The 25,104-nt window shown below is 65.3% G+C and carries 31 protein-coding genes and 4 tRNA genes; 12 read left to right on the plus strand and 23 right to left on the minus strand.

Annotation, left to right across the window (positions count from 1 at the left end; all coding sequences use genetic code 11):
- Positions 1-210: 210 nt before the first annotated feature.
- Positions 211-594 carry a 50S ribosomal protein L7/L12 gene (gene rplL, locus ACIQF0_RS44915; RefSeq protein ID WP_360047091.1) on the minus strand — a complete coding sequence of 128 codons (384 nt, stop codon included), beginning with the start codon at positions 592-594 and terminating at the stop codon, positions 211-213.
- 56 nt (positions 595-650) lie between these two features.
- Complete coding sequence (rplJ, locus tag ACIQF0_RS44920) at positions 651-1,205, minus strand: 50S ribosomal protein L10 (protein WP_093606340.1); 555 nt, start codon at positions 1,203-1,205, stop codon at positions 651-653.
- Between the two features lie 240 nt (positions 1,206-1,445).
- Here rplJ and ACIQF0_RS44925 point away from each other — a divergent pair, with 240 nt between their 5' ends.
- Complete coding sequence (locus ACIQF0_RS44925; protein ID WP_401040785.1) at positions 1,446-2,162, plus strand: hypothetical protein; 717 nt, start codon at positions 1,446-1,448, stop codon at positions 2,160-2,162.
- 95 nt (positions 2,163-2,257) lie between these two features.
- A complete protein-coding gene (locus tag ACIQF0_RS44930) occupies positions 2,258-2,941 on the plus strand; it encodes a methyltransferase domain-containing protein (protein WP_401040788.1) in 684 nt (227 codons plus the stop codon).
- On the opposite strand, the gene ACIQF0_RS44935 is transcribed toward ACIQF0_RS44930, so the two are convergent.
- Positions 2,900-3,790 (minus strand): NAD(P)-dependent oxidoreductase, encoded by an 891-nt coding sequence (locus tag ACIQF0_RS44935; protein WP_401040790.1) that lies wholly within the window; start codon positions 3,788-3,790, stop codon positions 2,900-2,902. The genes ACIQF0_RS44930 and ACIQF0_RS44935 overlap by 42 nt on opposite strands.
- Positions 3,791-3,874: 84 nt before the next feature.
- Between ACIQF0_RS44935 and ACIQF0_RS44940 the strand changes: the two genes are divergently transcribed.
- Entirely contained in the window at positions 3,875-4,846 is a 972-nt protein-coding gene (locus ACIQF0_RS44940) for a helix-turn-helix domain-containing protein (RefSeq protein WP_401040793.1), read from the plus strand.
- 61 nt (positions 4,847-4,907) lie between these two features.
- Here ACIQF0_RS44940 and rplA read toward each other — a convergent pair whose 3' ends face one another.
- From rplA to ACIQF0_RS45000, 12 genes are all read right to left on the minus strand, one after another.
- Positions 4,908-5,618 carry a 50S ribosomal protein L1 gene (gene rplA, locus ACIQF0_RS44945; RefSeq protein ID WP_360047087.1) on the minus strand — a complete coding sequence of 237 codons (711 nt, stop codon included), beginning with the start codon at positions 5,616-5,618 and terminating at the stop codon, positions 4,908-4,910.
- A 79-nt stretch (positions 5,619-5,697) separates the two neighbouring features.
- Positions 5,698-6,132 carry a 50S ribosomal protein L11 gene (gene rplK / locus ACIQF0_RS44950; protein ID WP_030478269.1) on the minus strand — a complete coding sequence of 145 codons (435 nt, stop codon included), beginning with the start codon at positions 6,130-6,132 and terminating at the stop codon, positions 5,698-5,700.
- An 87-nt stretch (positions 6,133-6,219) separates the two neighbouring features.
- Complete coding sequence (nusG, locus tag ACIQF0_RS44955) at positions 6,220-7,035, minus strand: transcription termination/antitermination protein NusG (RefSeq protein ID WP_360047086.1); 816 nt, start codon at positions 7,033-7,035, stop codon at positions 6,220-6,222.
- 42 nt (positions 7,036-7,077) lie between these two features.
- Positions 7,078-7,491 carry a preprotein translocase subunit SecE gene (secE, locus tag ACIQF0_RS44960; RefSeq protein WP_319976890.1) on the minus strand — a complete coding sequence of 138 codons (414 nt, stop codon included), beginning with the start codon at positions 7,489-7,491 and terminating at the stop codon, positions 7,078-7,080.
- Positions 7,492-7,528: 37 nt separating this feature from the next.
- Positions 7,529-7,601: transfer RNA gene (locus tag ACIQF0_RS44965), tRNA-Trp, on the minus strand.
- Between the two features lie 237 nt (positions 7,602-7,838).
- Entirely contained in the window at positions 7,839-8,246 is a 408-nt protein-coding gene (locus ACIQF0_RS44970) for a MaoC/PaaZ C-terminal domain-containing protein (protein ID WP_319976889.1), read from the minus strand.
- Positions 8,243-8,692: a MaoC family dehydratase N-terminal domain-containing protein gene (locus ACIQF0_RS44975; RefSeq protein WP_330272310.1), complete on the minus strand. Its 450-nt coding sequence runs from the start codon at positions 8,690-8,692 to the stop codon at positions 8,243-8,245. Before ACIQF0_RS44975 ends, ACIQF0_RS44970 begins: the two co-directional genes overlap by 4 nt.
- A gap of 72 nt (positions 8,693-8,764) precedes the next feature.
- A complete protein-coding gene (gene rpmG / locus ACIQF0_RS44980; protein WP_015105301.1) occupies positions 8,765-8,929 on the minus strand; it encodes a 50S ribosomal protein L33 in 165 nt (54 codons plus the stop codon).
- 181 nt (positions 8,930-9,110) lie between these two features.
- Positions 9,111-9,183 (minus strand) — tRNA-Met (locus tag ACIQF0_RS44985).
- A 44-nt stretch (positions 9,184-9,227) separates the two neighbouring features.
- Positions 9,228-9,303, minus strand: a tRNA-Thr gene (locus ACIQF0_RS44990).
- 74 nt (positions 9,304-9,377) lie between these two features.
- Positions 9,378-11,984 carry a putative bifunctional diguanylate cyclase/phosphodiesterase gene (locus tag ACIQF0_RS44995; protein WP_401040801.1) on the minus strand — a complete coding sequence of 869 codons (2,607 nt, stop codon included), beginning with the start codon at positions 11,982-11,984 and terminating at the stop codon, positions 9,378-9,380.
- A gap of 158 nt (positions 11,985-12,142) precedes the next feature.
- On the minus strand, positions 12,143-12,895 hold the full coding sequence (locus tag ACIQF0_RS45000; protein ID WP_360047084.1) for a PhzF family phenazine biosynthesis protein: 753 nt from the start codon (positions 12,893-12,895) through the stop codon (positions 12,143-12,145).
- Positions 12,896-12,924: 29 nt separating this feature from the next.
- Between ACIQF0_RS45000 and ACIQF0_RS45005 the strand changes: the two genes are divergently transcribed.
- Together ACIQF0_RS45005 and ACIQF0_RS45010 are read left to right on the plus strand one after the other, a co-directional pair.
- Positions 12,925-13,743 (plus strand): GNAT family N-acetyltransferase, encoded by an 819-nt coding sequence (locus ACIQF0_RS45005; RefSeq protein ID WP_401040803.1) that lies wholly within the window; start codon positions 12,925-12,927, stop codon positions 13,741-13,743.
- A 138-nt stretch (positions 13,744-13,881) separates the two neighbouring features.
- Positions 13,882-14,091 carry a hypothetical protein gene (locus ACIQF0_RS45010; protein ID WP_319976883.1) on the plus strand — a complete coding sequence of 70 codons (210 nt, stop codon included), beginning with the start codon at positions 13,882-13,884 and terminating at the stop codon, positions 14,089-14,091.
- A gap of 111 nt (positions 14,092-14,202) precedes the next feature.
- Here ACIQF0_RS45010 and ACIQF0_RS45015 read toward each other — a convergent pair whose 3' ends face one another.
- The 3 genes from ACIQF0_RS45015 to ACIQF0_RS45025 all read right to left on the minus strand — a co-directional run bounded on the left by ACIQF0_RS45015 (position 14,203) and on the right by ACIQF0_RS45025 (position 16,259).
- Entirely contained in the window at positions 14,203-14,628 is a 426-nt protein-coding gene (locus tag ACIQF0_RS45015; RefSeq protein WP_401040807.1) for a carboxymuconolactone decarboxylase family protein, read from the minus strand.
- 75 nt (positions 14,629-14,703) lie between these two features.
- Positions 14,704-15,438: an SDR family NAD(P)-dependent oxidoreductase gene (locus ACIQF0_RS45020; RefSeq protein ID WP_401040809.1), complete on the minus strand. Its 735-nt coding sequence runs from the start codon at positions 15,436-15,438 to the stop codon at positions 14,704-14,706.
- Complete coding sequence (locus ACIQF0_RS45025) at positions 15,435-16,259, minus strand: NAD(P)-dependent oxidoreductase (RefSeq protein ID WP_401040811.1); 825 nt, start codon at positions 16,257-16,259, stop codon at positions 15,435-15,437. The genes ACIQF0_RS45020 and ACIQF0_RS45025 overlap by 4 nt, the downstream gene beginning before the upstream one ends.
- 83 nt (positions 16,260-16,342) lie before the next feature.
- Here ACIQF0_RS45025 and ACIQF0_RS45030 point away from each other — a divergent pair, with 83 nt between their 5' ends.
- The gene (locus ACIQF0_RS45030) at positions 16,343-16,696 is read left to right on the plus strand and encodes a winged helix-turn-helix transcriptional regulator (protein WP_401040814.1); all 354 of its coding nucleotides are present in this window, start codon (positions 16,343-16,345) and stop codon (positions 16,694-16,696) included.
- A gap of 4 nt (positions 16,697-16,700) precedes the next feature.
- Here the strand turns inward: ACIQF0_RS45030 and ACIQF0_RS45035 are convergent, their stop codons facing one another.
- Genes ACIQF0_RS45035 through ACIQF0_RS45045 form a run of 3 tightly spaced genes read right to left on the minus strand, consistent with a single transcriptional unit; the run spans position 16,701 to position 17,919 of the window.
- Positions 16,701-16,922, minus strand: a complete 222-nt coding sequence (locus ACIQF0_RS45035; RefSeq protein ID WP_401040816.1) for a hypothetical protein — start codon at positions 16,920-16,922, stop codon at positions 16,701-16,703.
- Between the two features lie 11 nt (positions 16,923-16,933).
- Entirely contained in the window at positions 16,934-17,245 is a 312-nt protein-coding gene (locus ACIQF0_RS45040) for a hypothetical protein (protein WP_401040818.1), read from the minus strand.
- A complete protein-coding gene (locus ACIQF0_RS45045) occupies positions 17,242-17,919 on the minus strand; it encodes a protein phosphatase 2C domain-containing protein (protein WP_401040820.1) in 678 nt (225 codons plus the stop codon). Before ACIQF0_RS45045 ends, ACIQF0_RS45040 begins: the two co-directional genes overlap by 4 nt.
- Before the next feature lie 325 nt (positions 17,920-18,244).
- Here ACIQF0_RS45045 and ACIQF0_RS45050 point away from each other — a divergent pair, with 325 nt between their 5' ends.
- The 6 genes from ACIQF0_RS45050 to ACIQF0_RS45075 all read left to right on the plus strand — a co-directional run bounded on the left by ACIQF0_RS45050 (position 18,245) and on the right by ACIQF0_RS45075 (position 23,309).
- The gene (locus tag ACIQF0_RS45050) at positions 18,245-18,790 is read left to right on the plus strand and encodes a hypothetical protein (RefSeq protein WP_401040823.1); all 546 of its coding nucleotides are present in this window, start codon (positions 18,245-18,247) and stop codon (positions 18,788-18,790) included.
- A gap of 188 nt (positions 18,791-18,978) precedes the next feature.
- Positions 18,979-19,812, plus strand: a complete 834-nt coding sequence (locus tag ACIQF0_RS45055) for a hypothetical protein (protein ID WP_401041111.1) — start codon at positions 18,979-18,981, stop codon at positions 19,810-19,812.
- 341 nt (positions 19,813-20,153) lie between these two features.
- The gene (locus tag ACIQF0_RS45060; RefSeq protein WP_401040826.1) at positions 20,154-21,386 is read left to right on the plus strand and encodes a multiprotein-bridging factor 1 family protein; all 1,233 of its coding nucleotides are present in this window, start codon (positions 20,154-20,156) and stop codon (positions 21,384-21,386) included.
- Positions 21,387-21,493: 107 nt separating this feature from the next.
- The gene (locus ACIQF0_RS45065) at positions 21,494-21,853 is read left to right on the plus strand and encodes a hypothetical protein (protein ID WP_401040828.1); all 360 of its coding nucleotides are present in this window, start codon (positions 21,494-21,496) and stop codon (positions 21,851-21,853) included.
- 5 nt (positions 21,854-21,858) lie between these two features.
- On the plus strand, positions 21,859-22,497 hold the full coding sequence (locus tag ACIQF0_RS45070; RefSeq protein WP_401040831.1) for a hypothetical protein: 639 nt from the start codon (positions 21,859-21,861) through the stop codon (positions 22,495-22,497).
- Between the two features lie 5 nt (positions 22,498-22,502).
- Entirely contained in the window at positions 22,503-23,309 is an 807-nt protein-coding gene (locus tag ACIQF0_RS45075; protein ID WP_401040834.1) for a helix-turn-helix domain-containing protein, read from the plus strand.
- Positions 23,310-23,527: 218 nt separating this feature from the next.
- Here ACIQF0_RS45075 and ACIQF0_RS45080 read toward each other — a convergent pair whose 3' ends face one another.
- Both ACIQF0_RS45080 and ACIQF0_RS45085 read right to left on the minus strand, forming a co-directional pair.
- Positions 23,528-24,511: a hypothetical protein gene (locus tag ACIQF0_RS45080; RefSeq protein WP_401040836.1), complete on the minus strand. Its 984-nt coding sequence runs from the start codon at positions 24,509-24,511 to the stop codon at positions 23,528-23,530.
- 448 nt (positions 24,512-24,959) lie between these two features.
- Positions 24,960-25,040: transfer RNA gene (locus tag ACIQF0_RS45085), tRNA-Tyr, on the minus strand.
- Positions 25,041-25,104: the final 64 nt, after the last annotated feature.

Raw genomic sequence — 25,104 nt, forward strand, 5'->3', positions numbered from 1 at the left:
GCCATCTACCCGCGTGTGGCGCGGACCCCCCGATCAGATTGCCGGGGGTCTGGGGGCAGAGCCCCCAGGGGAAGCACCCAACGCAAGCTGGCCGCCCGCAAGCCAGCCACCCGACAAGCCCGCAGAACGCAAAACGGGTGCGCACCCCCAAAGGGATGCACACCCGTTCAAACACAAAGCGCAAAACGCCAGCCCCCAAGGGGGCAAGGATCACTTGACGGTGATCTTGGCGCCCGCAGCCTCGAGCTTCTCCTTGGCGGCGTCGGCAACATCCTTCGCCACGCCCTCGAGGATCGCCTTCGGAGCGGACTCGACGAGCTCCTTGGCCTCCTTCAGGCCCAGGCCCGAGACGACCTCGCGGACGACCTTGATGACCTGGATCTTCTTGTCGCCGGCGGACTCGAGGACGACGTTGAAGTCCGTCTGCTCCTCGGCCTCTTCGGCGGCGGCCGCGGGGCCGGCGGCGGCAACGGCGACGGGCGCCGCGGCGGTGACCTCGAAGGTCGTCTCGAACTGCTTCACGAACTCGGACAGCTCGAGGAGGGTCATCTCCTTGAACGCGTCGAGCAGCTCTTCGGTGCTGAGCTTCGCCATGATCGGCGGTCCTTTCTAATCTCCCGCGCGAAAGCGTCGGGCGTGTCTTTGGGTGATCAGCTTTCGGCGGGAGCGTCGGCTTCGGCGGCGGGAGCCGCGGCGGCCTTCTTCTCCTGCAGGGCAGCAGCCAGGCGAGCGACCTGGGAAGCCGGGGCGTTGAACAGACCCGCGGCCTTGGCCAGGTTGCCCTTCATCGCGCCCGCGAGCTTCGCGAGCAGCACCTCACGGGTTTCGAGGTCCGCGATAGCGGTGACCTCGTCGACCGAGAGCGGGCGGCCATCCATGTAGCCGCCCTTGATGATCAGGGCCTTGTTGTCCTTCGCGAAGTCGCGGATCGCCTTGGCGGCGTCGACGGGCTCGCCCTCGACGAACGCGATGGCGGTCGGACCGGACAGAAGGGCCTCGAGGCCCTCCACACCGGCGTCCGCAGCAGCGAGCTTGACGAGCGTGTTCTTCGCGACGGTGTACTTGGTGCCCGCGCCGAGAGCGCGACGCAGCGTGGTGAGCTGCGCCATGGAGAGGCCACGGTACTCAGTGACAACCGCTGCCGAGCTGGTGCGGAACGAATCCGCGAGCTCAGCGACCGCCGTAACCTTCGTGGGCTTCGCCATGATCGCCTCCTCTCTGGGCTGGGTTAGACCCCTGGTGAGAAGGCTCCGAAACAACAAAAACGCCCTCGCGCACAAGCAGCACGGGGCGTCGCAAGACTGACCTCGTCCTCCCTGCGCGGGCCGCCCGTGTTGCAACGGGGCCTTCGCTCTCCCTGGGGAGAACACCTGCGGTCTTCGGTAGAACCAGGCAAAACAGTACTCGACTGTGTACCGCGGTTCCAAATCGGCATGATGTGACCTGTGACCGACGAGCCCGGCAAGGACCTCGCGCCCCGCCAGCCGCAGCCGCCCGCTCCACCGGTGGATCCGGAGCAGCTGCGGCAGTTCCAGGAGTTCCAACGCTTTCAGGAGTACCAGCGCTACCAGGAGGCGACGGGCCAGGCACCCCAGGCCCCGAAGCAGCCCGGCGGCAAGCGCTGGTGGCTCGTTGTATTGGGCAGCCGCATCTTCTGGCGCGCCTTGTTCTTCCTTCTGGTGATCAGCACCTCCATGTGGGCCTACGACCGCTACTTCGGCGTCGACGACCCCGGCGACATCGCCAAGGAGAGCGGTCGCATGACGAACGGGCCACAAGCGATAACAACGCCGGGCCAGAACGGCACGGTTCAGAAGTTCTACGACGATGTCTCACGCAACCTCCCAGAACTCAGCTGCCAACGGATCGTGCGAGACGACGTCCGACAGAAATTCGCGCAAGCGTTTGACGCCAAGGACTGCACCGACGCGTTCGCCAAGCTGCATGCCCAGGTCAAGGACCGATCCAGGTACGAGCAGCCGATCTTCCCAAGGGAGTTCCAGACCGTCCCGACCACCAACAAGGTCACTATCGACTCCTGCTCCCTGACCTCCTACAGCGGAAAACTCACTGACGCTGGCCCGCTTCTAGGCACGTTCGTCGTGGAGCTAATCGGACGAGGCTGGGTCATCACCGACTGGAGTCCCAGCACCTGTAGGTGATTGGGGTGCATGGCAAACGCACTAGGGGTGCCCAGCCCCGACAAGGTCGAGTACATGGCCGATGCCGCCGCGCTAGCCGTGACTACAAGCATCAGATGCGCGTCTCGCTCGACCTGAGGCACGGCGACACCGTCCTCGACGTGGGGTGCGGCCCCGGCACCGACTTACTCGTGATGGCCGACGCGGTCACGACGTCCGGCCGCGTCATCGGCGTCGACGTGGACCCGCGGATGGTGGCCGCGGCCGGCAGCTTCCTCAACTTCTACCCACACGTCGACGTCCGTCTGGGCGACGCGCACGCGTTGCCCGTGGACGACGACACCGCTGACCGCGCCCGGATGGACCGCGCGCTCCAGCACGTCGAGAACCCAGCGCGGGTCCTCACTGAACTCCACCGTGCCCTGAAGCCGGGCGGGCTGCTGCGGATCGCGGAACCCGACTGGGACGCCCTGCTGGTCGACGGCGACCTGGAGATGAACAGGCAGTTCAACCGGTTCGTCTGCGAGAACATGATCCGCAACTCCACGATCGGCCGCGAACTTCCCCGCCTGGCCAGGGACGCGGGCTTCGAGGTCGAGAACATCACCGCGGTCACGACAGTCATCCGCGACTTTGCCAGGGCCGACTACACGCTCGCCCTCAGCCGCAACACCGAACGGGCGATCCGCGCCGGTGCGATCGAGCGCGCGGACGGCGAACGCTGGCTCGCCGAACTCCGCGAGGGCGACTTCCTGGCGTCAGTGACGATCTTCCTGCTGGCCGCCCGCAAGCCCTTGTGACGCACCGCCGAACGACTCGACGGCGCGGGCGAGACTCTCCTCCCCGCGCCCTTCGCCGACCTGCCGATCGACCAACCCCTTGAACGCGTCGAGCGCCGCGAACGGCACACCCTGCGCCCCAGCCGCGCGGATCAGCGTGGCCACCCCCGACTGGTTCATCGCCAGGCTCGACTCCCCACCGGCGTAACTCCCGCCGTCGATCTCCCCCGCGAACGTGGTCAACGCGGGCTGGAGATCGGTCAACCACGACAACAACATCGGCGTGAGCTCGCCGACCTCGATCCCGTTGGCCCGCGCCAGAGCAGCCGCGTGCAGGAACCCGCCGAGCAGCCCGTACATCCCGGACAGGATCGCCACGTCGTACCCGGAGGCACGACCCGCGTCCTCCCCGAGGAACGTGACCTTTCCCAGGAGCGCCAACGACTTCTGCCACCGCGCGTGCACCACCGCGGATCCGCTGTAGATGATCGACGACGCCTCGGTGCCGATCGTCTGCGGCACCGCGTACACCGCGCCGTGCAGGTACTCGGCCCCGTTCGCCGCGGCCCACCGAGCCAGCTCACGAGCGTCATCAGGAGTGCCGGAGGTGAGGTTCACCAACGCCTTCCCGTGCACGTCCACGCCGTTCAGAACCTGTTGTGCCGTTTGATGATCCAGCACGGCGACGACCACGAGTCCACTCGCCGCCACCGCGTCCGCCGCGGTGCTCGCGACGGTCGCCGCAAGTCCCTCCGCCTTCGCGGCAGACCGATTCCAGACCGAGACGCGGTGACCGTCACCCGCGAAGGTCTCCGCCAGCGCGCGTCCAAGATTGCCCAGTCCCAGCACGGTGATCGCTTCAGAAGTCATGAGCTCAGCTTCGCCGCGCGTGATCAACTCGACCAGTGACCGGAATGACCCCTATCACCAAATTCCTGCCATAGGCTGGATCCCATGAGTGCCGGCTCCGTCGCCCTGATCGTGCCCAGCGACTTCGGCGTGCCCGACCTCTACGAACTGGGCATCCCCGCCGCCGTCTTCGGCACGCCGCAACCCGACCTCGCCGACCCCTGGTACGAGTTGTGGTTGTGCGGCACCGGTTCCAGCACGCGCGGCACCGGTCCCGGGTTCACCCTGCACACCACCCACGGCCTCGATGACGTCGCGCACGCGGACACCGTCTTTGTGTCGTGGGTGCCGGAAGAGGTGATCGAGGACAACGCACCCGTGCCACCAGAACTGGTCTCCGCGCTGCGCAAGGCTCACGACAACGGTGCGCGGATCGTCTCCCAATGCGTTGGGGCGTACGCACTCGCCGCGGCCGGCCTGCTCGACGGCCGCAGGGCGACCGCGCACTGGATGCACACCGCTCTGCTGGCCGAGCGCCATCCGAAGATCGAGGTCGACGACTCGGTGCTCTACGTCGACGAGGGAGACGTGCTGACCAGCGCGGGCATGACCGCAGGGCTCGACCTCTGCCTGCACCTGGTGCGCCAGGACCTGGGCGCCCACGTCGCCGACCAACTGGCACGCCGGATGATCGTGCCGGGGCACCGCCCGGGAAACCGGAGCCAGGTCATCGACCTGTCGGTCCCGCCGGACAACAGCGAAAGCCTGGAATCGGCACTCGACTGGGCGCGCACCCGTCTCGACGAACCGCTGACCATCGACGACCTGGCACGCAGAGCCGCGATGAGCCCGCGGACCTTCTACCGCAAACTCCAGGCCGTGACCGGCACGACGCCGTTGCAGTGGCTGCTCAACGAACGCGTCGCGCGGGCGCAGGCGTTGCTGGAGTCCACCGGCCTGTCCGTGGAGAAGATCGCGGGCCTGAGCGGCATCGGCACGGCCAACAACCTCCGCCACCACTTCCTGAAGCTGGTGGGGAAGTCCCCGAGCGACTACCGGCAGACGTTCCAGCGCTGAGACAGCAGAAAGGCCCCCGGCGAACCGGGGGCCTTTCTCAGCTAGCTAGAACCGGGGAGGCTCAGGCCTCGTCCACCAGCATGTTGCGGGTGCGGTTCGGGTCGACCGGGATGCCGGGGCCCATCGTCGTCGAGACGACGACCTTCTTGACGTACCGGCCCTTGGCCGCGGACGGCTTCGCACGGAGGATCTCGTCCAGCGCGGCCGCGTAGTTCTCGACCAGCTTCTCGGAGTCGAACGAGACCTTGCCGATGACGAAGTGCAGGTTGGCCTGCTTGTCAACGCGGAAGTTGATCTTTCCGCCCTTGATCTCGTTGACGGCCTTGGCGACCTCGGGGGTCACGGTGCCGGTCTTCGGGTTCGGCATCAGGCCACGCGGGCCCAGGATGCGGGCGATGCGACCGACCTTCGCCATCTGGTCGGGGGTCGCGATCGCGGCGTCGAAGTCGAGCCACCCGCCCTGGATGCGCTCGATCAGGTCCTCGGAGCCAACGGCGTCCGCACCGGCGGCCTCGGCCTCAGCGGCCTTGTCCCCGGTTGCGAAGACGATCACGCGGGCGGTCTTGCCCGTACCGTGCGGCAGATTCACGGTGCCGCGGACCATCTGGTCGGCCTTGCGAGGGTCGACGCCGAGGCAGATCGCAACCTCGACGGTCGCGTCCAGCTTCACCTTGGACGTTTCCTTGGCGAGCTTGGCGGCCTCGAGCGGCGAGTACAGCCGCTCCCGGTCCACCAGCTCTGATGCGGCCTTGTAGGCCTTGCTGCGCTTCATAACTCTGTCCTTCGTGGATCAGTTCGTGGTGAATGAGCCGCGCTCGGCTCTCCCACGCTTGCTAGAAAAGAGGGTGTGGTCAGCCTTCGACCGTGATGCCCATGGAACGGGCGGTGCCGGCGATGATCTTCGCGGCCTGGTCGATGTCGTTCGCGTTCAGGTCGACCATCTTGACCTGGGCGATGCTGCGCACCTGCTCCATGGTCACCTTGGCGACCTTGACGCGGTGGGGCTCGCCCGATCCCTTGTCGACACCAGCGGCGGCGAGGATGAGTCGCGCGGCCGGCGGGGTCTTCAGCTTGAAGTCGAACGAGCGGTCTTCGTACACGGAGATCTCAACCGGCACGACCTGACCGCGCTGCGACTCGGTCGCGGCGTTGTAGGCCTTGCAGAACTCCATGATGTTGACGCCGTGCTGACCCAGCGCGGGACCAACGGGAGGCGCCGGGTTGGCGGCACCAGCCTTGATCTGCAGCTTGATGATCGCTGACAGCTTCTTCTTCTTGGGAGGCATTGTCCGTACTTCCTGTTATTGCAGTGTCCGCGCGCGGCTCTGCCAGCCGCAGCGTGGCCGATCGGTCATCCGGTGAAGGAAGACCGCTCAGATCTTGGAGACCTGGCTGAACGACAGCTCGACCGGCGTCTCCCGGCCGAAGATCGACACCAGGACCTTCAGCTTCTGGCCGTCCGCGTTGACCTCGCTGATGGTGGCGGGCAGCGTGGCGAACGGGCCGTCCATGACGGTGACCGACTCGCCGACCTCGAAGTCGACCTCGATGGTCGGCTTCGACACGGTGGTGGAGGCGGCCTTCTTGCCCTCGGCCGGCTTCTGCTCCTGCTGCGGGAGCAGGAACTTCAGCACCTCGTCGATCGTGAGGGGCGAGGGCTTCGAGGTGGCTCCGACGAACCCGGTGACGCCCGGCGTGTTGCGGACGGCGCTCCAGGACGCGTCGGTGAGCTCCATGCGGACCAGGATGTAGCCGGGCAGCACCTTGCGCTGCACCAGCTTGCGCTGGCCGTTCTTGATCTCGGTGACCTCTTCGGTCGGCACCTCGACCTGGAAGATGTAGTCCTCCATGTCGAGCGTGTGGATACGAGTCTCGAGGTTCGCCTTGACCTTGTTCTCGTAGCCCGCGTACGAGTGCACGACGTACCAGTCGCCGGGCGCGCGGCGCAGGGCCTGACGCAGCTCTTCGGCGGGGTCCTCGGGCTCTTCGTCGATCGGCGTCTCGTCGATCGCGAGAACGTCGGCGTCTTCCTCGGAGTCGTCAGACTCGTCGGTCGCGTCCGCGGTGTCAGTGTCCTCGGAGTCCACAGCCTCCGACTCGACCGTCTCGTCCGCCGCGGTGTCCTCGGACACCTCGTCGTCGATGAGGTCGGTCTTCTCCTGGGCGTCGACGCCGTTATCGGAGGTCACTGTGGATCTCGCTTCCTGATTGCAGCGGCAGCTGTGCGGCGCTTAGCCGAACAGCTCGAAAACAGCCGCGCCGAAGCCGAGGTCGAGAGCCCACACCAGCGCAACCATGAAGACCACGAACACCAGCACGACGCCGGTGTAGGTGACGAGCTGCTTGCGCGTCGGCCAGATCACCTTGCGGAGTTCGCTGACGACCTCGCGGAGGTAGCGGAAGCCTCGCCCGATCAGCGAGGGACGCTTCTCCTGCCCTTCACGGGTCTTGGTCGGGCGACCCTTCTTCGCGTCCTCGTCCGACTCCTCGGACTTGGCGACGCTCTTCTTCGACTCAGCGCTGCTGCCGTCCTTGCGGGCGGCCGGGCGGGAGGAGGCACGACGTTCACGTCGCGCCGCAGCAGTGGACGGCCGGACAGCGCCTTCGCGCTCCTCCGGCTGGTCCTGCTCGCGGCCCTCGCTCATGCCGTGCCTCCACTCCACCCATGACGCGCTTCGACAGCAGGGGCGACAGGACTTGAACCTGCAACCTGCGGTTTTGGAGACCGCTGCTCTGCCAGTTGAGCTACACCCCTTTGAGATCCCGGATGGGGATCCCCTGGCCAAGCAGGAAGTGTACGGGAGCCTGTCCCGTCCATTCCAACCAGACCGCTCAAGCACTTGCCGAGCGGCCTGTCGCACAGCCTACCCACACGGCACCGGAGAAGACGAATCAGGGTCGTTCAACTGAGGTACCGACGAGACCCGAATCTCCCTTGAGCACCGCAAACACCACCGGACCCGATCGCCCGGTGGTGTTCTTGATCACAAGATCAAGCGACGCGCACGCGGGCGAAAGCGCCTGTCAACACCGACTTGCCCTCAAAAGCCGCGGTGATGTTGACCTTCACAGTTCCGTCCTCGAAGTCCTTGGTGACCTTCGCGGTGACCTCGACCAGCGCACCCTCGTCGTCGTTGGGCACCACGACGGGCCGGCCGAAGCGGCAGCCGTACTCGACGATCGCACCGGGATCGCCGATCCACTCCGCGACGATCCGCGAGGCCACGGCCATGGTCAGCATGCCGTGCGCGATCACGTCCGGCAGGCCGACGTCCTTGGCGGTCTTCTCGTTCCAGTGGATGGGGTTGAAGTCCAGCGAGGCGCCCGCGTAGCGGACCAGGTCGTCGCGCTTGAGGCGCACGGACAGCGCCGGCAGTTCGGTTCCGACTTCGACGGTCACGCGTCTTCTCCCCTCACGACGAGCATCGACCTGGCGGTGGTGACGGGCTCGCCGTCCACCGTGGTGATCTCGGTCCGCACGGTCACCATGTCGTTGCCCATGCGGGACGTGATGGCGTCGATGTGCGCCGTGCTGACGAGCTGGTCGCCCGCGGTGATGGCGCGGTGGTGCGTGAAGTTCTGGTCGCCGTGCACGACGCGGCTGTAGTCGAGCTTCAGCTCCGGGTCGAACATGACGGTCTCGTTCGTCTTCATCGACACGACGATCGCGAACGTCGGTGGCGCGATGACGTCCTTGTGCCCCAACGCCTTCGCGGCTTCCGCGTCGAGGTAGGCCGGGCTGGTCGCGCCGATCGCCTCGGCGAACTCGCGGATCTTCTCGCGGCTCACGTCGTACGGCTGCGACGGCGGATAACTACGTCCGATGAAAACGGGGTCGAGAGGCACCGAGTGAGCCTATATGCGACGAGGCCCGCCCCACGGATGTGGGACGGGCCTCGTCGAAGAGTGGCTACGCGCTCAGCGGGTTTCCTTGTGCGCGCGGTGCGTCTTGCAGTTCGGGCAGAACTTCTTGATCTCCAGGCGGTCCGGGTCGTTGCGCCGGTTCTTCCTGGTGATGTAGTTCCGGTGCTTGCACTCCTCGCACGCGAGGGTGATCTTCGGGCGTACGTCGGTTGCAGCCACGGTCCTTGCCTTCCTGAGAGCACACGTACCCCGACCTCAGAAGAGGCGACCGGTGCGGGCTTACCGCCCGGCGGGGACGGGCAACGAGGTTGTTGCCCGGGGGTGTGGGGGCTTGGCCCCCAAAATCATGGCGGAGTGAGGACGGCTGGCGCTTTCCGCCAGCACACCTCTCCCACTCACGTAGCGGTGGCCGGACTTGAACCGGCGACACAGCGATTATGAGCCGCTTGCTCTACCAACTGAGCTACACCGCTTTAACACAACCACAAGCCGCAGCGCACAGCACTGCGGCCAGTAGTGGAGCCCCTTTACGGAATCGAACCGTAGACCTTCTCCTTACCATGGAGACGCTCTGCCGACTGAGCTAAAGGGGCTTGCTCTTTCGTTCTTGCCGAGCGAGGACAACTCTACAACACGCCTCAACCAAGAACGAAATCCGGGGGTCCTCTTAGTGGACCAAGGTGAGCACCGTCTCATCGCGAGCACCCCTGACCTGCACCGTTCGGGCGCGCAGCCAGGCTTCGAAGCGATCTTCGGACAGCGGCCTGGAGATCAGGTAGCCCTGGGCCACGTCGCAACCCATGCCCACCAACTGATCCCGTGCGGCGTCGTCCTCCACGCCCTCCGCCACGACCACGAGGCCGAGCGAGTGCCCGAGCTCCACGATCGACCGGACCACGGCCATGTCGCCGAGATCCGTGCCCATCCCGAGCACGAACGACTTGTCGATCTTCACCTCGTCGACCGGCAACTGGCGCAGGTACGCGAGTGACGAGTAACCCGTGCCGAAGTCGTCGACCGCCAGCACGACACCGATCGCGTGCAGGCGCCGCAGCACCGGCAGAGCGCGCTCAGGATCGGCCATGACGCCCGACTCGGTCAGTTCGAAGGTCAACAGGCCCGACGGCACGTCGTGGCGCTCCAGCGCGGCCTCGACGCGGTTCGGGAAGTCCTCGTCGCCCAGCGTGCGAACGGAGAGGTTGACCGCGATGGACATCCGCAGCCCGCGGTCGAGCCAGCGGCGCACGCGTTCAAGAGCGCGATCCATCACGAAGTCCGTCAGCACGTCCACGAGACCGGTGGCCTCGACGGCGGGCACGAACTCGTCCGGGTCGACGCGGCCGAACTCCGGATGTGTCCAGCGCACCAACGCTTCCGCGCCCACGACCTGGCGGGACGGCAGGGCGACCTTCGGCTGGTAGTGCACCGAGATCTGCCCGGTCTCGACGGCCTGGCGGAACTGCGTGACGAGCTGGAAGCGGCGCAGGAACAGGTGGCCCATCGACGGCGCGTAGGCCTTCACCGGCGTGCCCTCGGACGTCGCGCGCACGGCGACATCAGCGCGTTGCAGCAACGCGTCGGGGTCCGGGTCCTCGGTCTCGGAGTCCGCCTTGGACGCGTACCCCACGACCGCGGAGGCCTCGACGGTCAGCCGGTCGACGGGATACGGCACGGAAAGCCCTGCCCGCAAGCGTTCCGCGGTCTCGTGAGCGGTAGCCGCACGGTCGTCGTCGAGGTACGCGGCGAACGCGCCACCTTCGAGGCGCGCCAGCGGCACGTCGGCTCCGAGAGCGTCGCGCAGCCGGCGTCCGGCGGCGACGACCATCCGGTTGCCCCAGGCCTGGCCCAGCGCGTCAGAGACGGTCGACAGGATGTCGAGGTCGATGCGCAGCACCACGCCGCTGGTGGATTCGCGCAACGGCTCCGCGCACGCCTCGCGGAAGCCCGGCCGGTTCAGCAGGCCGGTCAGGGGGTCGTGGTAGGCGTCGTGGCGCAGACGAGCGAGCAGGCGGCGGTTGTCGACGGCAGTCGCGAGGTGTGAGGCGAGGGTGCGCAGCAGCTGGATGTCCGCCTTGCCGAAACCACGCCAGCGGGACAGCCGGTCGTGTGCCTCGACAGCACCGAGGAGCTGGGTCGCGCCGCGCAACGGGACGACGAGCGCTTCCTGCGCGTCACGGCGCAGCAGAGCCTCCGTGACGTCCTCGGTCGCGTCGGCCACGCGGTAGTAGCGGACGTGCGTGCCCGGCAGTTGCAGCACCGGGTCCTCGCGGACGGCACGCGGGTCCGTCGCGGTCATCTCGTCGGGCAGCGGTTCGCCGGCGACGAGGGTGATCATGGCTTCCTGCGGGTCGGTGCGCAGGCGCAGCACGACCCTGTTGGCGTTGAGCTGCTCGCGGATGCGCTCCGCGATGAGCTGCCACTCGTCCTCTTCGACGCCCGTGGTGAGGTCGTCGTCGGGCTGGCGCGGGCCGGTGCCGTGCTGTCCCGACCTCGCGACACGGAGGCTGACCTCGCTCAGCGCCTCCAGGTCGCGCTGTTCGCGCAGCAGTCCGGAGTAGGCGAGGTAGGTGGCCACGATGCCCGCGAGCACCAGGATGATCAGGACGCCGCCCCACTCGGTGGTGGCGACGATCTGGTAGCCGACGAGGCCGATCGAGGTGTTCAGCAGCGCCACGACCAGCGTCTGCAGCACGAGACGCAGGCTGTTGCCGACGCGCATCGACTTGCCCATGAGACGCAACGCGCAGAGGCCCAGCACGCTCGCGAGGAGCGGCACGGTGATGGTTCCGACGAACGCGCCCGCCCAGAACGGACCGCCGGCGCCGATCATCCGGTTCACGGCCTCGGCGGCGGCGAACGCCACGGAGATCTCCATGAACATGAGGCCCGCGTTGTAGACGGCCCTGTCGAGGATCCGCCTGCCGAGCAACGTGCCCACGCCGGCAACCACGTGCGCGGCGAGCACGATCTCGAACGGCGCTACCAGCAGACCCAGGACCAGCGGGATCTCGGTGAAGGAGATCGTCCACGCGACGCCGCTGCGGACGTCGACGTTGATCGCGAGCTGTTCCGCCAGCAGAAAGCCGACGACGAGTAGAGGGCCGATCCAGAAGAGGGAGGTCGTCTCCCTCTCCGGCAGCCAGACAGCGACCATGCCCGCGCAGACGACGCCTGCCACCAGGAGGGTGACGGCGAACGCGCTGAACGCGCGGTTGGTCGACTTGGCCGACCAGGCGGCCGAGTCCGACACGGGGGCCGACGCTCGGTCGGACATCCAGCCTCCTCGTCGGCCTGGGTGGGGGAACCTCTAGGCGTGACTGAGGGGTCCCGCACTTGGCGATCAGGACCCCTCCAGGGGCACCAATGTACCCCGCTCGGGGGACGAAATGGCAGGTCGAGCACGTCTAGTGACATCGATTCACCCAGACGTGGCTACTCGACGAGGTGCCCCCGGAGCACTGTCACGGCCTGCCCCGAGAGCAGTACGCGATCTTGCGCGAGGGTCGCCCTGACGAACCCTCCGCGGGGCGAGGCCTGCTCCGCCAGCAGGTCAGCCCGCTTGAGCCGAGGCACCCAATAGGACGCAAGGGTGCAGTGGGCCGATCCGGTGACGGGGTCCTCCGGGACGCCGACGCCCGGATAGAAACACCGGCTGACGATGTCCGCGTCGCCGTCGCCGGCGGCCGTCACGATTACTCCGCGTGACGAGATTTGTGCCAGTCCTTGGACATCAGGTCGCACGGAACGGACTTCCGCGGCACTCCCCAACTCGATCAGGAAGTCGAAGCGCCCGCGCGACACGGACTTGATCGTCGCATGTGGCAGCGCTTCCGCTAGACCGATTGGCGGGTCAGTCAACTCTGGGGGGTCCGCAGGGAAGTCCATCCGGATCCACCCGTCGTCATTTGTGCATGTGAGCACCCCGCTACGCGTGGTGAACGCCTGCTCTCCGCCCAGGACGTGCGCGGTGGCGAGGGTGGCGTGCCCGCAGAGGTCCACCTCGACCTCGGGCGTGAACCAGCGGAGGTGGTTGTCCGGGGTGACGAAGGCCGTCTCGGCGTGCTTCATCTCGGCGGCGACCTGCTGCATCCACGCGTCGTCGCGCGGTTCGGTGAGGAGCACGACCCCGGCGGGGTTGCCCGCGAAGGGCCGGTCGGTGAACGAATCCACGACGAAGATCTCCACAGCCCGACCCTGCCATGCTCAGATGGGGCGTGACCGAGACCTTCTCCTACCGCGAGACAGATCCGGACTCCCTCCTCCTCACCTGGGGCGCCCGGCGCACGCACAGCCTGACGTGGCAGCCCGGCTGCGACCTGCCGGCGTTGCTCGACGAGTGGGAGCCCCGGCTCACCGGCCTGGACGACCCGGAGACCCTGGCGATCGTGACCGTGCCGAGCCACGAGACCGCGGCCGCGCTGCCGTTGATCCACCACGGCTTCGCGCCGCTCACGGTGATCGCCGAACGGCTCGCCGGACGTGCCCCCGCGGCGCGACCGTCCACTGTGCTCGTCCGCCCCGCGACTTCAGCCGATCTGGACGTCGCCGTCGAACTGAACATGCACACCGTCCGGTACGACGCGGCGTTCGGTCTGGTCACCGAACGCGCCAACACCGCGGAGCACCTGCGGACCGCGCTGGCCGAGGTGCTCGGCCGCGACCACGAGGCGATGTGGCTCGCCGTCCAGGACGACACGCCCGTCGGCATGATCTACGTCGACATGCCGCAGGACGCGGGGTGGGTGGAGCGGTTCGCCTCGGCGCGCCCGTTCGCGTACCTCGGGCATCTCGGCGTCCGGCCGGACGTGCGGGGCAGCGGGGCGGGCAGCGCTCTCGCGGCGCACGCGCACGCCGTTCTGGACACCGCCGGCGTGGCGTCGACGCTGCTCCACCACGCTCTGCCGAACCCGCGCTCGACGCCGTTCTGGTACTCGAACGGCTACCGGCCGCGCTGGACGACCTGGGCTCGCCGACCCGCGTTGCGCTCTTCTTCCGGCGTGTCTTCGCAACCCGAACGGCCTAGTGGGACATGATCTACCCGTTCACACAAGCGAAGAACCCAAACGAACCCGTACTTGTGGAACGAATCCGGCCTCTATATCGACAAAGGGGTTAGCGGATTCGAACACTCCTGGGGGGTCGAGATGGAACTCAGCGGAAGAGCGAGAGCGATGCTGCGGGCTGTCGCCGCGGGACGCGCCGAGGTCACAGGCGGGGTCGAACCCGATCTGTACGTCGACGGACTGCCCTGCTGCGACCAGATGGCAACGCACGACCTCGTGCACGCGGGACTGCTGCGCCCTTCGCAGCCAACGAGCTTCGGCCTTCGCGTCTGCGCGGAACTGACCGACGACGGCCGGGCGGCACTCGCCGCGATCTGATCGGCGTGTTGATCGCCCGGTGATCGAACATCTGTTCGACATGGGGTATGCTCCGCGCTGAAGCCGGCACGCAAGAGAGAGGAAGCTCTTGCGCGCCGGCTTCAACTTTCTTCAGGCGACCTTCTGCTGCGTCGCGACATTCATGCGGTTCCACAGGTTGATCGCGCCGATGGCGATCACGAGGCCCGCGAGCTCCTCCTCGCTGTAGTGCTTCGCGGCCTCGTTCCACACTTCGTCGCTCACGTGCACGCGGGTGATCTGCTCGGCGAGCGCGAACCCGGCCTTCTCGGCGTCGCTGTAGTACGGCACGTCCCGCCACCCCGCGACGGCGTAGACCTTCTCGTCCGCCACGTTCGCCTGGCGCAGCAGCTTGGTGTGGTAGTCGATGCACGTGCCGCAGCCGTTCATGATGCTGACCCGCAGGCAGATCAACTCGACGTAGTCCCCGTCCAGACCCGTCTTCGCCGCGGCTTCCGACAGGTCCAGCAGCGCCTTCATCGCGCCGGGCACGGACGTGATCGGGTTGGCGATCCTCATCTTCGTTCTCCTTCGTCGTCTTCTGCCCTCTCGACCCGGCAGCGGACGAAGGTGTGACAGGTCGCCCGAAGATTTCTAGGCGCTGATCCCCTGGCCGAGCCCGCCGTCGACCGCGAGCTCCGCACCCGTGGTGAACGTGGCCTCGAACGCCAGGAACAGCACGGCGCTCGCCACCTCGTCCATCGAGCCGTGACGCTTGAGCGGCGTGATGCGGTCGCCCTCCTCCTTGAACTGCTGGAGGATCTCGTCCGGCACGCCCGTGACGCCCATCGACGGCGTGTCGATGAAACCGGGGCTGACGACGTTGACCCGGACGTTCCGCGGGGCCAGCTCCGCCGCGAGCCCGCGCGCGAACGCCCGCACCGCCGCCTTCGCGCCCGCGTAGACGCTCAGGCCGGGCGACCCCAGGACCGTGGCGACGCTCGTCGTGAAGACGATCGAGCCACCGTCCTTGATCAGGGGTGCCAGTTGCTGGGCGGTGAAGAACGCGCCCTTGGTGTTCACGTCGAACGTGCGGTCGTAGTCGGCCTCGGTGGTCTCGGCGAACGGCGTGAGGGTGGAGAAACCGACGTTGACGAACAGCAGGTCGATGTCTTGCAGGTGTTGCGCGACTTCGGTTCTGAGCCCGGCGATGTCGTTGAGGTCAGCCGCGTCGGACGCGATGGCGTGGGCTTTCAGGCCCTCTGCCTTGTCGGTCGTGCGGCCGGTCAGCACGACCTCGACGCCGTTCTCGATCAGCATCTCGACCGTCGCACGCCCCATGCCGTGCGTGCCGCCCGTGACGACGGCCTTCTTGCCCAGGTACTTCACTTCCGGATCTCCTCGATGACGCTCGCGATGCTGTGCGCGCCGTGGCCGTTGCTCTGGGCGCGTTCGAACAGGTCGTGCAGGGCCTGCGGGACGGTGGTGTCGAGGCCTTGTTCGCGGTTGGCCTCGGTGAGCAGCCGCAGGCCGGACACGTTGATGTCCAGCGCGGACACGTCGGTCTCGTAGTTCCTGCTCTGCGTCACCGCCCCCATCTCGGGGAGGAACGTCGTCACCGTGGCGAGCCAGTCGGTGGCGAGCGGCGTGAACTTCCCAGGCGCGATGCCCGCGCTGCCGACCAGCGCGAGAGCCTGGAGGTAGCCGCCGAACACCGACCACATGACGCCGAGCAACGCCAGGTCGTACAGCGCGGCCAGGCCGGCGTCCTCGCCGAGGTGAACAGGTTCGCCGAAGGCTTGAAGCACGTGGTGGTTCTCGTTGCCGCTGAACAAGATCCGCGCACTTGCCGTGCCGATCTGCTGCGGCACGGCCATGATCACGCCGTCGACGTACTCGACCCCGTTGGCCTTCGCCCACTGCGCGGTGGCACGAGCCTGTTCCGGCGTACCGGACGTCAGGTTGACCAGCGTCTTGATCTCGTTGGTGAGCAACGGCTGCTGAACGTCGTAAGTGGACAGACACGTGACGACGACGTCGCTCTTGAACGCTTCTTGTGGTGTCGCGGCTCTTTTGGTGCCTGCCGGCGTCGGCTTGTCCCCGGACCTGTTCCACACAGTCACTTCGTAGCCCTCGCCGACGAGGGCGTTCGCCAGCGCGCTGCCCATCCGGCCCAGGCCGAGCACGCTCACGGTTTTCTTGATCCCCATGCCGTGAATGCTCGTTCCAGCACTGACTGGACGACAAGTACCTACTATTTTGTCAGGTACCCACTTTTTGGTAAGGATCCTGGATGAAGCCTCGGCAGTACGCCTGCGGTCTCGACGCGGCGATCGACGTCATCGGCGGCCGCTGGAAAGCACTGATCCTCTGGGCGCTGCACCACGGCCCCGTGCGCACCGGCGAACTGCGCCGGTCCGTGTCGGGCATCAGCGAGAAGATGCTGATCCAGGTGCTGCGCGAGATGGAAGCCGACGAGATCGTGCACCGCGAGGTGTTCCACGAGGTACCGCCCCGCGTCGAGTACTCACTGACCCCGCTGGGCGTGCGCCTGAACGAGGCGCTGCACGCCTTGGGCGACTGGGGCGAGGAGAACATGAAGGCGATCGCACGCCGCCGAGGCGTCGAACCGGCACCCAGGCATTGAGCGGTTATGCCTTGCGCAGCAGGAGTTCCGCCCACCTCGGCAACTCGTAGCCACGGGCCGCGGCGGCCTCCCGCACACGAATCCGAAGCGGTCCCGGCAGCGCGGCCACGTCCATCCGCTGCCTGATCCTGCTCTTGCCGCACAACAGGACGTGAGCCGCACCCGCGTCGTGACGCTCGGTGGCTCGAGGGTCGTCCAGTGCGGCGATGACCTCCGCGATCGGCACGTCCCGCAGGATCAGCCCGGGAACGTCCTCATACGGCGGGTACCTACCTGCCGACACCGGCCGCGCTCCACGCCAGCAACTGCAACACGTTGGTCTCCAGATCCGCGCCGCGAATCCACTTGCGCACCGAAGAACTCGAACCGGGCTTGGCCACTACACGCGCACACGACGCCCGGCGTCGATTCCACCACCATGGCCGCGCGCAGCCCGTCGAGCACACCGGGACGCGTCAGGTCGACGACGACCTCGCCGTACCAGTCGATCTCGCAGACCCGGACGCTCGCCGCGGTGCGCAGCACGTCGTCCAGTGCCGAGAACGTCATCGATCGAGATAGACGACAGTGGCGTCATCGGAAATCTTCTTGCGAGGCCAATCGACGGCCTTGGCGTCTTCCTTTTCGACCGCGCGCATTCTGCGGATGAGGTCATCCGGCCCGTTGGCCGCCATCAGTTCGAGCGCCTGTCGCCAATCGAAGAGATTGAACAGGTCGACCGCACGAGCAGCCCCGTCGGACAGGACCGCAACGCGCCGCACGTCCTGCAACGGCACCTCGCCAGTGAGCGCGCGCTCGACGTCGTCAGCCTTCGCACCGGCCGTGCGCTTGGTCTGCGTATCGCTGACCACGAGCAACTCACTCTTGGTGTCGACCACGACCGTGGCATCCCCGAGCACGAGGTACCGCAGCACGTCACCCTTGGTCTGCACCATCGCGATCGCCACGCTCGGCGAGTCCGGATGATCGAGGTCGCACGTACCGGAGTGCAGCTCAGCGGCCTGCGCAACCGCTTCCTTCAACGCCGCGGCCGGCTCAAGATGGGCAAAGCGCAAGATCTCCGCGGACAACTGGTCGGCGAACCAGCCGACCCCGTGCTCACACCCGGTCTCGGGCTTCGCCGTCACGCCGTCGAGCACGGCGAGCAGGTTCGGGCCGACGAGCGCGCGGTCCTCGCTCGGTGCCGTTGTCCGGCCGGCTTCGGTAGCCATCTGCGTGCGCACTGAGATCCCCCTCGGTCCGGACGACGGTACGACGATGGGCCCCTGACCAGTCCGGTCAGAGGCCCATCGATCTTGCGTGGCGGGTAGAGGATTCGAACCTCTGTAGCTTTCGCGACGGATTTACAGACCTCCGCGACCACCACACTTGACCTGGTCCTACGGAGGATACAGGCTTGGTTTCGGCACCGACTTGGCACGGCAATAGGACAGATCCAGGGGCCCCGCTCGCCCAAAGTAGCCATCTCGTCCGTAACACCTCTGAACCTACGGCGATGTAGCGCATACCGCCGCAGGGGTACGTGGCGGTGGTCGAACGGAGATGGTCTTGGAAACCGGAGACAACGGCGAAGCTCTGCCGGAGCGCAAGCCGTTCCCCCAAGCGGCACGCTCGCCCATTGGTACGCGCACCCCCACCAACGCGAAGAAGTACCTGGATTCCCTGGTGATCGTCATCGCGCCGCTCTTTTTTCCCGCAGTGGTCTTGGGTATCACCCGAACTGGCCCCAACCATGATGTCCTGGTTGGCTTTACCTTAGTCGATGTTGCATTCGGGATTGCCGCCGTTGCATTCGCAGCGTTAGCCAAGTCCGTGGCCGATGGGCACGACAACTGGAAGCTGGTCGGCATAGTCGCGGTTGTCGCAATGGCACTGGAGACCGCGTTAGCAGTCAAGGGCGACAACATGCCAGCCACCGAAAAACTGGCAGCCGATGTAGCTCAATGCGTTAATGCTTGCAATCTTGGAAAACTGAATGAAATGGCAATAGAGATCCAACAGAATGACCCACTCACGCTCCACTGGGTCGTAGCGCTATCGACCGGCGCGCTTCTGTGTGCGATGGCGTTTGCCGCCATCTGGAAGGAATCATGATGGCGCGCGACACGCGAATGGACCGCCGCCTGATAATAATAGCGGCAGCAATAGCTTCCATACTGGGCCTCGCGACGGCCTTCACGATACAATCCGACAAGCTAGAGTTTCCCATCGGGACACAAGTCCTACTTGGGCTCGCTATCGCTGGCACTTATGCCACACTCGGCGCTTACCTCCTCCAAAGAATGGGCCGAGTTCGTGTGCATAAGTTGCGCATTGCCGTAACAGGTCTTCCTAGGGCAGGGAAGACAGTTTTCAGCGTGTTGTTATTTGATACATTGATGAACGAGCGAATGCCCGGCACGGAGTTCAATGCAGAGTCGAAGTCAGCAATATCAGTATATCAAGCAATTCGCAACCTTCCAGCTGACATCTGGCCCAAATCTACCGCCAAGGGTGCGGTGTCAGCATATACCGGATCCATCGAGTCGCGCCGATCACGCATCGACTTGGAGGTCGGCGACTCAGCCGGTGAGCATTGGCTTGACCTGGATAATGAGGATAGTCGAGATCCAGGTTTCCTTGAATACGTGTTATCCTCACATGCACTCGTGCATGTGATTCCACTGGCATCGCTCACAGGTGAACAGGCGGAATTGCGCGCAGCAAACGAGGTAGACGATCTAAGGCTTGTCGCGAGGCTGCACCGGCAGGTTCACGGCCAGCGCGCCCAGATACCGCTGTTGATAGTCCTTTCGAAAACAGATCAGATCGTACCCCCAGGCGACCTGGATCATACGAATGCCGGACTCTTCAAAACCACAAAAGCAAACGAGATAAATTCCCTCAATCTAGCGAGAGGGCACTTAGAGCACCGCACGATTCAGCTCATAGAACAACTAGAATCACAGCTAGAACGAGAGTATGGCTCAGTCCTGTTCATATTCTCGTCAGCGCCGGTAATCGCACTGAATCGACTCGCCGTGAGCAATCGAGGCAGTGATTTGATCAAATGGATCTCCAACTGCGCACACTCCCAAGCCCGACAAGAACGAATTGAGGGGAGGTATCGCAACTAGTTTCAAATACCTCACTCACAGATGAGGCTATCTCCGCAAAAAGGTTGCGACTATACGAAATATTAGAACAGATCGGTTAACCTTAGCTCATGCTAGTGCCGCCCAGACCCGATCCCGAGCACAGGAAGCAGCCGTAGTGCTCCACACTCCAGGCCACACGGACTTACTTCTCGAGCAAATGTGCGAGTTTCATGCGAGTTGGTTGGAGTCTGTTGTACGGCGCTGTACATTTGGCACGTGCGGCGTCCCCGCTACGCTGGTCTAGCTCATTGTCGGCGCATGCCGTGGTCCGACTGCACAGGTACATCTCCTAGGACAATCCAGCGGTGAGGTGAACCCCTTTGGCGACCTCGGGCCTTCCCGATCCCACGCACACCACGATTGAGCAGCGCATCAAGTGGGCGCGTGACCGCGCCGGCATGTCGCGTCCTGTCCTTGGTGGCCTGGTCGACAGGAGCGCGGAGTGGGTAAAAGCGGTCGAGAACGGCCGGCTGCAAGCACCACGCCTAGCGATGCTGCTCCGCATCGCGTACGCGCTCGGTGTGCAGGATCTAGCTGACCTCACCGGCAACGGCCTTGCCGTGCCCGTCTCCGTGTTCGCCGGAGAGAAGCACGTAGCACTAGCCGCAGTACAGGCCGCGCTGACCGACTATCACCTGACCAGCGACCCCCGCCCGCCGAACGTCGCGCACCTCGCGGTCCGCCTGGACCAGGCATGGCAGGTGCGGCACGCAAGCCCTGATCACCGCACCCAACTCGGCCTACTCCTCCCCGACCTGATCCGGGACGCTCAACGCGCTGTGCGCGTCATCCGCGGTGAGGAACGCCGAGACGCACGCCGCGTACTCGCCGGCGTGTACCGCCTCGCCGACTTCTACTGCGCATACCAACCAGCCGCAGAACTGGTGTGGCTCGTCGCAGACCGGGCAATGAACGAAGCGCTGGAAGCTGACGACCCGCTAGCGATCGCCGGAGGCGCGTGGGCGAAGGTTCAAGCGCTGCGCGACGTCGGCCGTTGGGATGAGGCGCTGGACGTGGCGGCGTTTGGCACCCGCGAACTTGAGCCCTACCTGGACAGCGCCGACGACTGGCGCGGCATGTGGGGTGCACTGAAGGTCGAGGTTGCGTACGTGCACGCTCGCCGCGGCCGACACGGCCAAGCCTGGGAAGCGTGGGAACTCGCGGACCGCATCGCGCAGGAACTCCCGATCGGCTACCGGCACACGCAGTCGTCCTTCAGCCGTCCCGTGATGTCTGCGCACGCCACGACGCTAGGGGTAGAACTGCGACGCCCTGCCGAGGCACTGCGCGCGGCCGACCAAATCGACGCGGACACCATCGTCTCGGTGCCGCGCCGAGCACGGCACCTGATTGAGGTCGCGCGTGCCCATAACCAGCGCGGCGACGGGCACGCGGTGTGGGCGTTGCTCAACCACTCGGAGCGAACGGCCTCCGAGACGATCAAGTACAACGGGTTCGCGCGAGAGATGCTGATCGGCCTGCGCAGCAAGCCGCCGGCCGGACTGCGCCAGGACGTTCTCGACTTGTGCGAGCGGGTCGGTATCGCGGCTTGAACTGATCAGGTGGGGGTACAGCTCGTACCCCTTGGCAGATTGGAACGGTTCTACGTTCCAAGCATGTGGTTGATCATCAATGCTTGCGACGCAACGGTGGGCGGAGCATGACTCCGCTCACCGACGCCGAGGCGGTGAAGCTCTTTCCCAGCCTCCAGTACCTGGTCCTCATCCGTGAAGCGGGTTGGACCTTCCTGCCGATCCACGACCCCAGCGACCCCAACGCGGTACTCGACGGTGCCAGGGTCTGGCCGGCCGGGTGGCGGGACTGCCTCCGTGTTCGCGACGAGACCGACGCGCTTGGCCTACGCATCCGCGTCATCACCGGAGAGCCCTCCGAGATCGTGTGGGAGCGAAGCGGCACTCTCGCCGATGTCGTCTTCAAACTGTTGGAGCTCCCAGAGCCCGGCACGCGACTCGCGCCCAAGCTGGTCGTTGGCAAAGCCCCGAAGTTCTGGGCGCCGTGACCCGGATGAACCTCGCGCAATCCGACCGCATTGTCGCGCCGTACGTCACCGCAAGCACGGCTGAACAAGACTTGCAGTGCAGCCTGGTCGTACGCCCCGGTGGCCTGGGAATCGGGTTCGCCAACGAGCTTCCGGGTGACCGCGACCATCTCGGTGTTCTGTGGCAGAAAGTCGCTGAGCGACCGAAAGAGGGCAAGCCTGAGTTCGCCAGAGTGCATCCGGCTCGCCAGCGGCGGGCGATGAGCGAGCTGCTGTGTCAGGTGTGCGCGGGGCCCGCCGACAGAACGCCCGAGGGCGTTCTGTGGTTGCTGCGAGACCATCGTGAGGATTGGCCACGCTGGCCCGAAGGCATGGCCTCGGTAGAACCGCCCATCTGTCCGCGGTGCGTCGCGATCTCCCTGCGGCGCTGCCCGGCTCTTCAGCTCGGTGCTGTCGCGGTCCGCGTTCGAGACTTCGCGGTCGTGGGTGTGCGGGGGATGCTCTATCGGCCGGGGACGTTCGCACCAACTCCCATTGCAGCCACCCAACTCGACTACGGAGACCCCAAGATTCGGTGGACGGTTGCTGTGGCGTTGATCCGTGAACTGCGCGGTTGCAGCATCGTCACGTTGGACGAGCTGCGCGACGCAGCAGAGGCGAGATAACGAAGATGGCAAAGGAATTTCAGGCCACAGCGCTCGAACGCGCCATAGGACGACAACTGGCCGGATGGCGCGACGAACGCGGACTGAGCCTCGCCGAGGCCGGCCAACGAGTCGGCTTCAGCAGCGCCAAGTTGTCGACGATGGAGAACGCGGTGCAGCGCTCGCAACCCGTTGACATCATGGCGCTCGGATACGTCTACAAGGTGCCTACTCCGGAATGGCAGACCGTGGTGTTGCGGGCGCAGCACGCGGATCGAGCGCGCAGGATCAGCGACGAACTGACCTTCGAACCGGCGGCGGACGTCGCGAATCTCGTGTTCGAGGCGATGGTGTTGCGCGCATTCACAACAGATCTCGTTCCCGCCGTGTTTCAGCTCCCCGGCTACTCGAACGCCGTCATGCAGGATGATCCGGTCCGTAGTGCGCAACTGGCAATGGTGCGGGAGGCGTGGGCGACGCGTTTGCGAGATAGCGATCCGCTTACGGTCCAAGCGGTGTTGCCGGAGGGCGCGTTGCGGCTGGTGATCGGTGGGCCACGGGCGATGAAGGCGCAGTTGCTGCACCTCATGGAGGTCAGCGAGCACCCGACTGTGAGCGTGCAGGTTGTACCGTTCGCTGCGGGCACCTACCCGGCGATGGGATGCCCGTTCACGTTGCTCGAGTTCCCCCACCGCCAACACAACGACGTGGCGTACGTGGAAACGGCCGTCAGCGCCGAGTACGTCGAGGACCTGGCGCTCACCGAGCAACTCGCACAGCGGTTCGCTGACTTGCAGAAGATCGCGCTTGGAGCTGGCGAGTCACCTGCGTGACGTTCTGGCTCAACCTAGTTAAGGAACCGAAGCGGGTCTCCGAATGGGCAGGGCACAGCCTCGCTGTGCTGCTGCGTGAGTACGCGAAGTGCATCGACGGAGGCGAGCAGCAGGCACTCAGAAGCGTGCAGGAGGGGCTCGGTGGCCCAGCCGCGACATTCACGGTGAGCTGAGGGACGTAAACGAACCCGTAGCGCCGAGACAAAACTCAGTAGCTCCTACTCGTTCTGCTCTTTCCTCTTCGCTGCCTCAAAAATTCGGTCCATCTGACGCATCCGCTCCAGCCGATCCTGATCGCCTTGCAGTTCCGCATGCACGTAGTCAACTTTTTTCGGATACGCAACTTCTCGCTCCACAAGCACCGGAACATAGCAATGATCGTCGACCACGATAGGGGCGTCCCACTGCTTATTGCCCACCTGCTGACGAACAGGATTCTCCGCCTGCACCGCAATACTGACATACAACTCGGGGACATCAACGCTGCCGGGCGTAAAACGGAAGTGATAACGAGAGATCTGAGGATACGGCTTATTCTCATCCTTCCCGTCATGAAGCAGATCGTAGATAGAGCGAATGGCGCGCATCTCGAACAACGCCGTAGCCCGCGGAGGTAGTGTGTACTCCTGTTCGATGTTGGACTTCTGGGGAATAATTACCTCTCCATCCGATACCGGGTTGGGACCTACATAGAAGATAGGACCCACACCCGATCCGCTAGCACTGAAGCGGACAACACGATCACTGTCATTATGCACCCATCCTTGCACCACAAAGTAGACAGAATCATGCCTGTGCCCCATGTAGTCGAGCGACAGCTCTCCTGGCGATCGGATTGGAGGATGTGGAGCAGGAATATCACTAGGCCAGCCGTCGATAACGATAGGATGCTCGCTCAGAAGGTCCGCAACGACCACCACTTGCGGCAGAATCGCATCTATTCGCGCCCTCGCAGCTTCAAGAGCCTGCACTTCGTAAGCAGTATAGGAGAGCGCCGAGCTATGCTGCGCTTCTCTAGCCTGATCGAGAGCCGCTTGAGCCTGCACACTAGCGGCTTCTGCTTGAATCTCGGCAGCCCTAGCATTCCTCCACGCGATGCGAGCAGCAAGAAGCGACACAATCAGCGCTAGAGATGCGATTAGCTCCGACCGATACTGAACGATATTCGGCCAAACACTGTCCCAAATCGCGTTCAAGTCCACTTTCGCCACCTTGACTAGAGCAAAGCGTTCGACGCAGCCTAACGCTCCACCCGCTAGTGCTCGGCGGCTCGATCTCGGCACCGTGTCAGCAGCGCAGGCATATAGAGGACGACGAACGTCGACATCCAGGCTTTCAACCTGACCTGATGGCAGTCTGGCAGCGACAGACGCTAGGACGGTCCCGCCCATACTGATGACTCCTCACCCCGAGAGGCGATCAGCATCGGCGGTGTAAGCACGGTCTCAAGCGCGCGACCATCGACAGCTGCGCATGACTGCCGCCAGGCTGCACTGCCCCAGCAGCAGCTACCAAGCTGGCTGTGCCGAACTTCGGCACGTATTCGGCACAGACACCAGCAACCGACCGGATCGAGCCGTACGCAGCCGGACAGCACGACGAAGGCCCTGTGACCAGAACTTCCTGGTCACAGGGCCTTCAGTACTGCTGTGGCGGGTAGAGGATTCGAACCTCTGTAGCTTTCGCGACGGATTTACAGTCCGCTCCCATTGGCCGCTCGGGCAACCCGCCCCACACCGCCGTAACGGTGCGGGCAGAACAATACATAACCCCTTCGGGACGCCCCAAATCGGGG

Source organism: Lentzea sp. NPDC092896, assembly GCF_044754905.1.
Taxonomy (GTDB): Bacteria; Actinomycetota; Actinomycetes; order Mycobacteriales; family Pseudonocardiaceae; genus Lentzea.

Excerpts from the sequence above, each read along its gene's own strand:
- ACIQF0_RS44935 (WP_401040790.1), bottom strand. The coding sequence starts at position 3,790 with ATGACTTCTGAAGCGATCACCGTGCTGGGACTGGGCAATCTTGGACGC.
- ACIQF0_RS45065 (WP_401040828.1), top strand. The coding sequence starts at position 21,494 with ATGACTCCGCTCACCGACGCCGAGGCGGTGAAGCTCTTTCCCAGCCTC.
- ACIQF0_RS45070 (WP_401040831.1), top strand. The coding sequence starts at position 21,859 with ATGAACCTCGCGCAATCCGACCGCATTGTCGCGCCGTACGTCACCGCA.
- rplA (WP_360047087.1), bottom strand. The coding sequence starts at position 5,618 with ATGAAGCGCAGCAAGGCCTACAAGGCCGCATCAGAGCTGGTGGACCGG.
- rplJ (WP_093606340.1), bottom strand. The coding sequence starts at position 1,205 with ATGGCGAAGCCCACGAAGGTTACGGCGGTCGCTGAGCTCGCGGATTCG.
- rplK (WP_030478269.1), bottom strand. The coding sequence starts at position 6,132 with ATGCCTCCCAAGAAGAAGAAGCTGTCAGCGATCATCAAGCTGCAGATC.
- secE (WP_319976890.1), bottom strand. The coding sequence starts at position 7,491 with ATGAGCGAGGGCCGCGAGCAGGACCAGCCGGAGGAGCGCGAAGGCGCT.
- ACIQF0_RS44930 (WP_401040788.1), top strand. The coding sequence starts at position 2,258 with ATGCGCGTCTCGCTCGACCTGAGGCACGGCGACACCGTCCTCGACGTG.
- ACIQF0_RS45010 (WP_319976883.1), top strand. The coding sequence starts at position 13,882 with ATGCTGCGGGCTGTCGCCGCGGGACGCGCCGAGGTCACAGGCGGGGTC.
- ACIQF0_RS45030 (WP_401040814.1), top strand. The coding sequence starts at position 16,343 with ATGAAGCCTCGGCAGTACGCCTGCGGTCTCGACGCGGCGATCGACGTC.
- ACIQF0_RS44940 (WP_401040793.1), top strand. The coding sequence starts at position 3,875 with ATGAGTGCCGGCTCCGTCGCCCTGATCGTGCCCAGCGACTTCGGCGTG.
- rplL (WP_360047091.1), bottom strand. The coding sequence starts at position 594 with ATGGCGAAGCTCAGCACCGAAGAGCTGCTCGACGCGTTCAAGGAGATG.
- ACIQF0_RS45075 (WP_401040834.1), top strand. The coding sequence starts at position 22,503 with ATGGCAAAGGAATTTCAGGCCACAGCGCTCGAACGCGCCATAGGACGA.
- ACIQF0_RS45025 (WP_401040811.1), bottom strand. The coding sequence starts at position 16,259 with ATGGGGATCAAGAAAACCGTGAGCGTGCTCGGCCTGGGCCGGATGGGC.
- ACIQF0_RS45040 (WP_401040818.1), bottom strand. The coding sequence starts at position 17,245 with ATGACGTTCTCGGCACTGGACGACGTGCTGCGCACCGCGGCGAGCGTC.
- ACIQF0_RS45015 (WP_401040807.1), bottom strand. The coding sequence starts at position 14,628 with ATGAGGATCGCCAACCCGATCACGTCCGTGCCCGGCGCGATGAAGGCG.
- ACIQF0_RS44995 (WP_401040801.1), bottom strand. The coding sequence starts at position 11,984 with ATGTCCGACCGAGCGTCGGCCCCCGTGTCGGACTCGGCCGCCTGGTCG.
- ACIQF0_RS45055 (WP_401041111.1), top strand. The coding sequence starts at position 18,979 with ATGGGCCGAGTTCGTGTGCATAAGTTGCGCATTGCCGTAACAGGTCTT.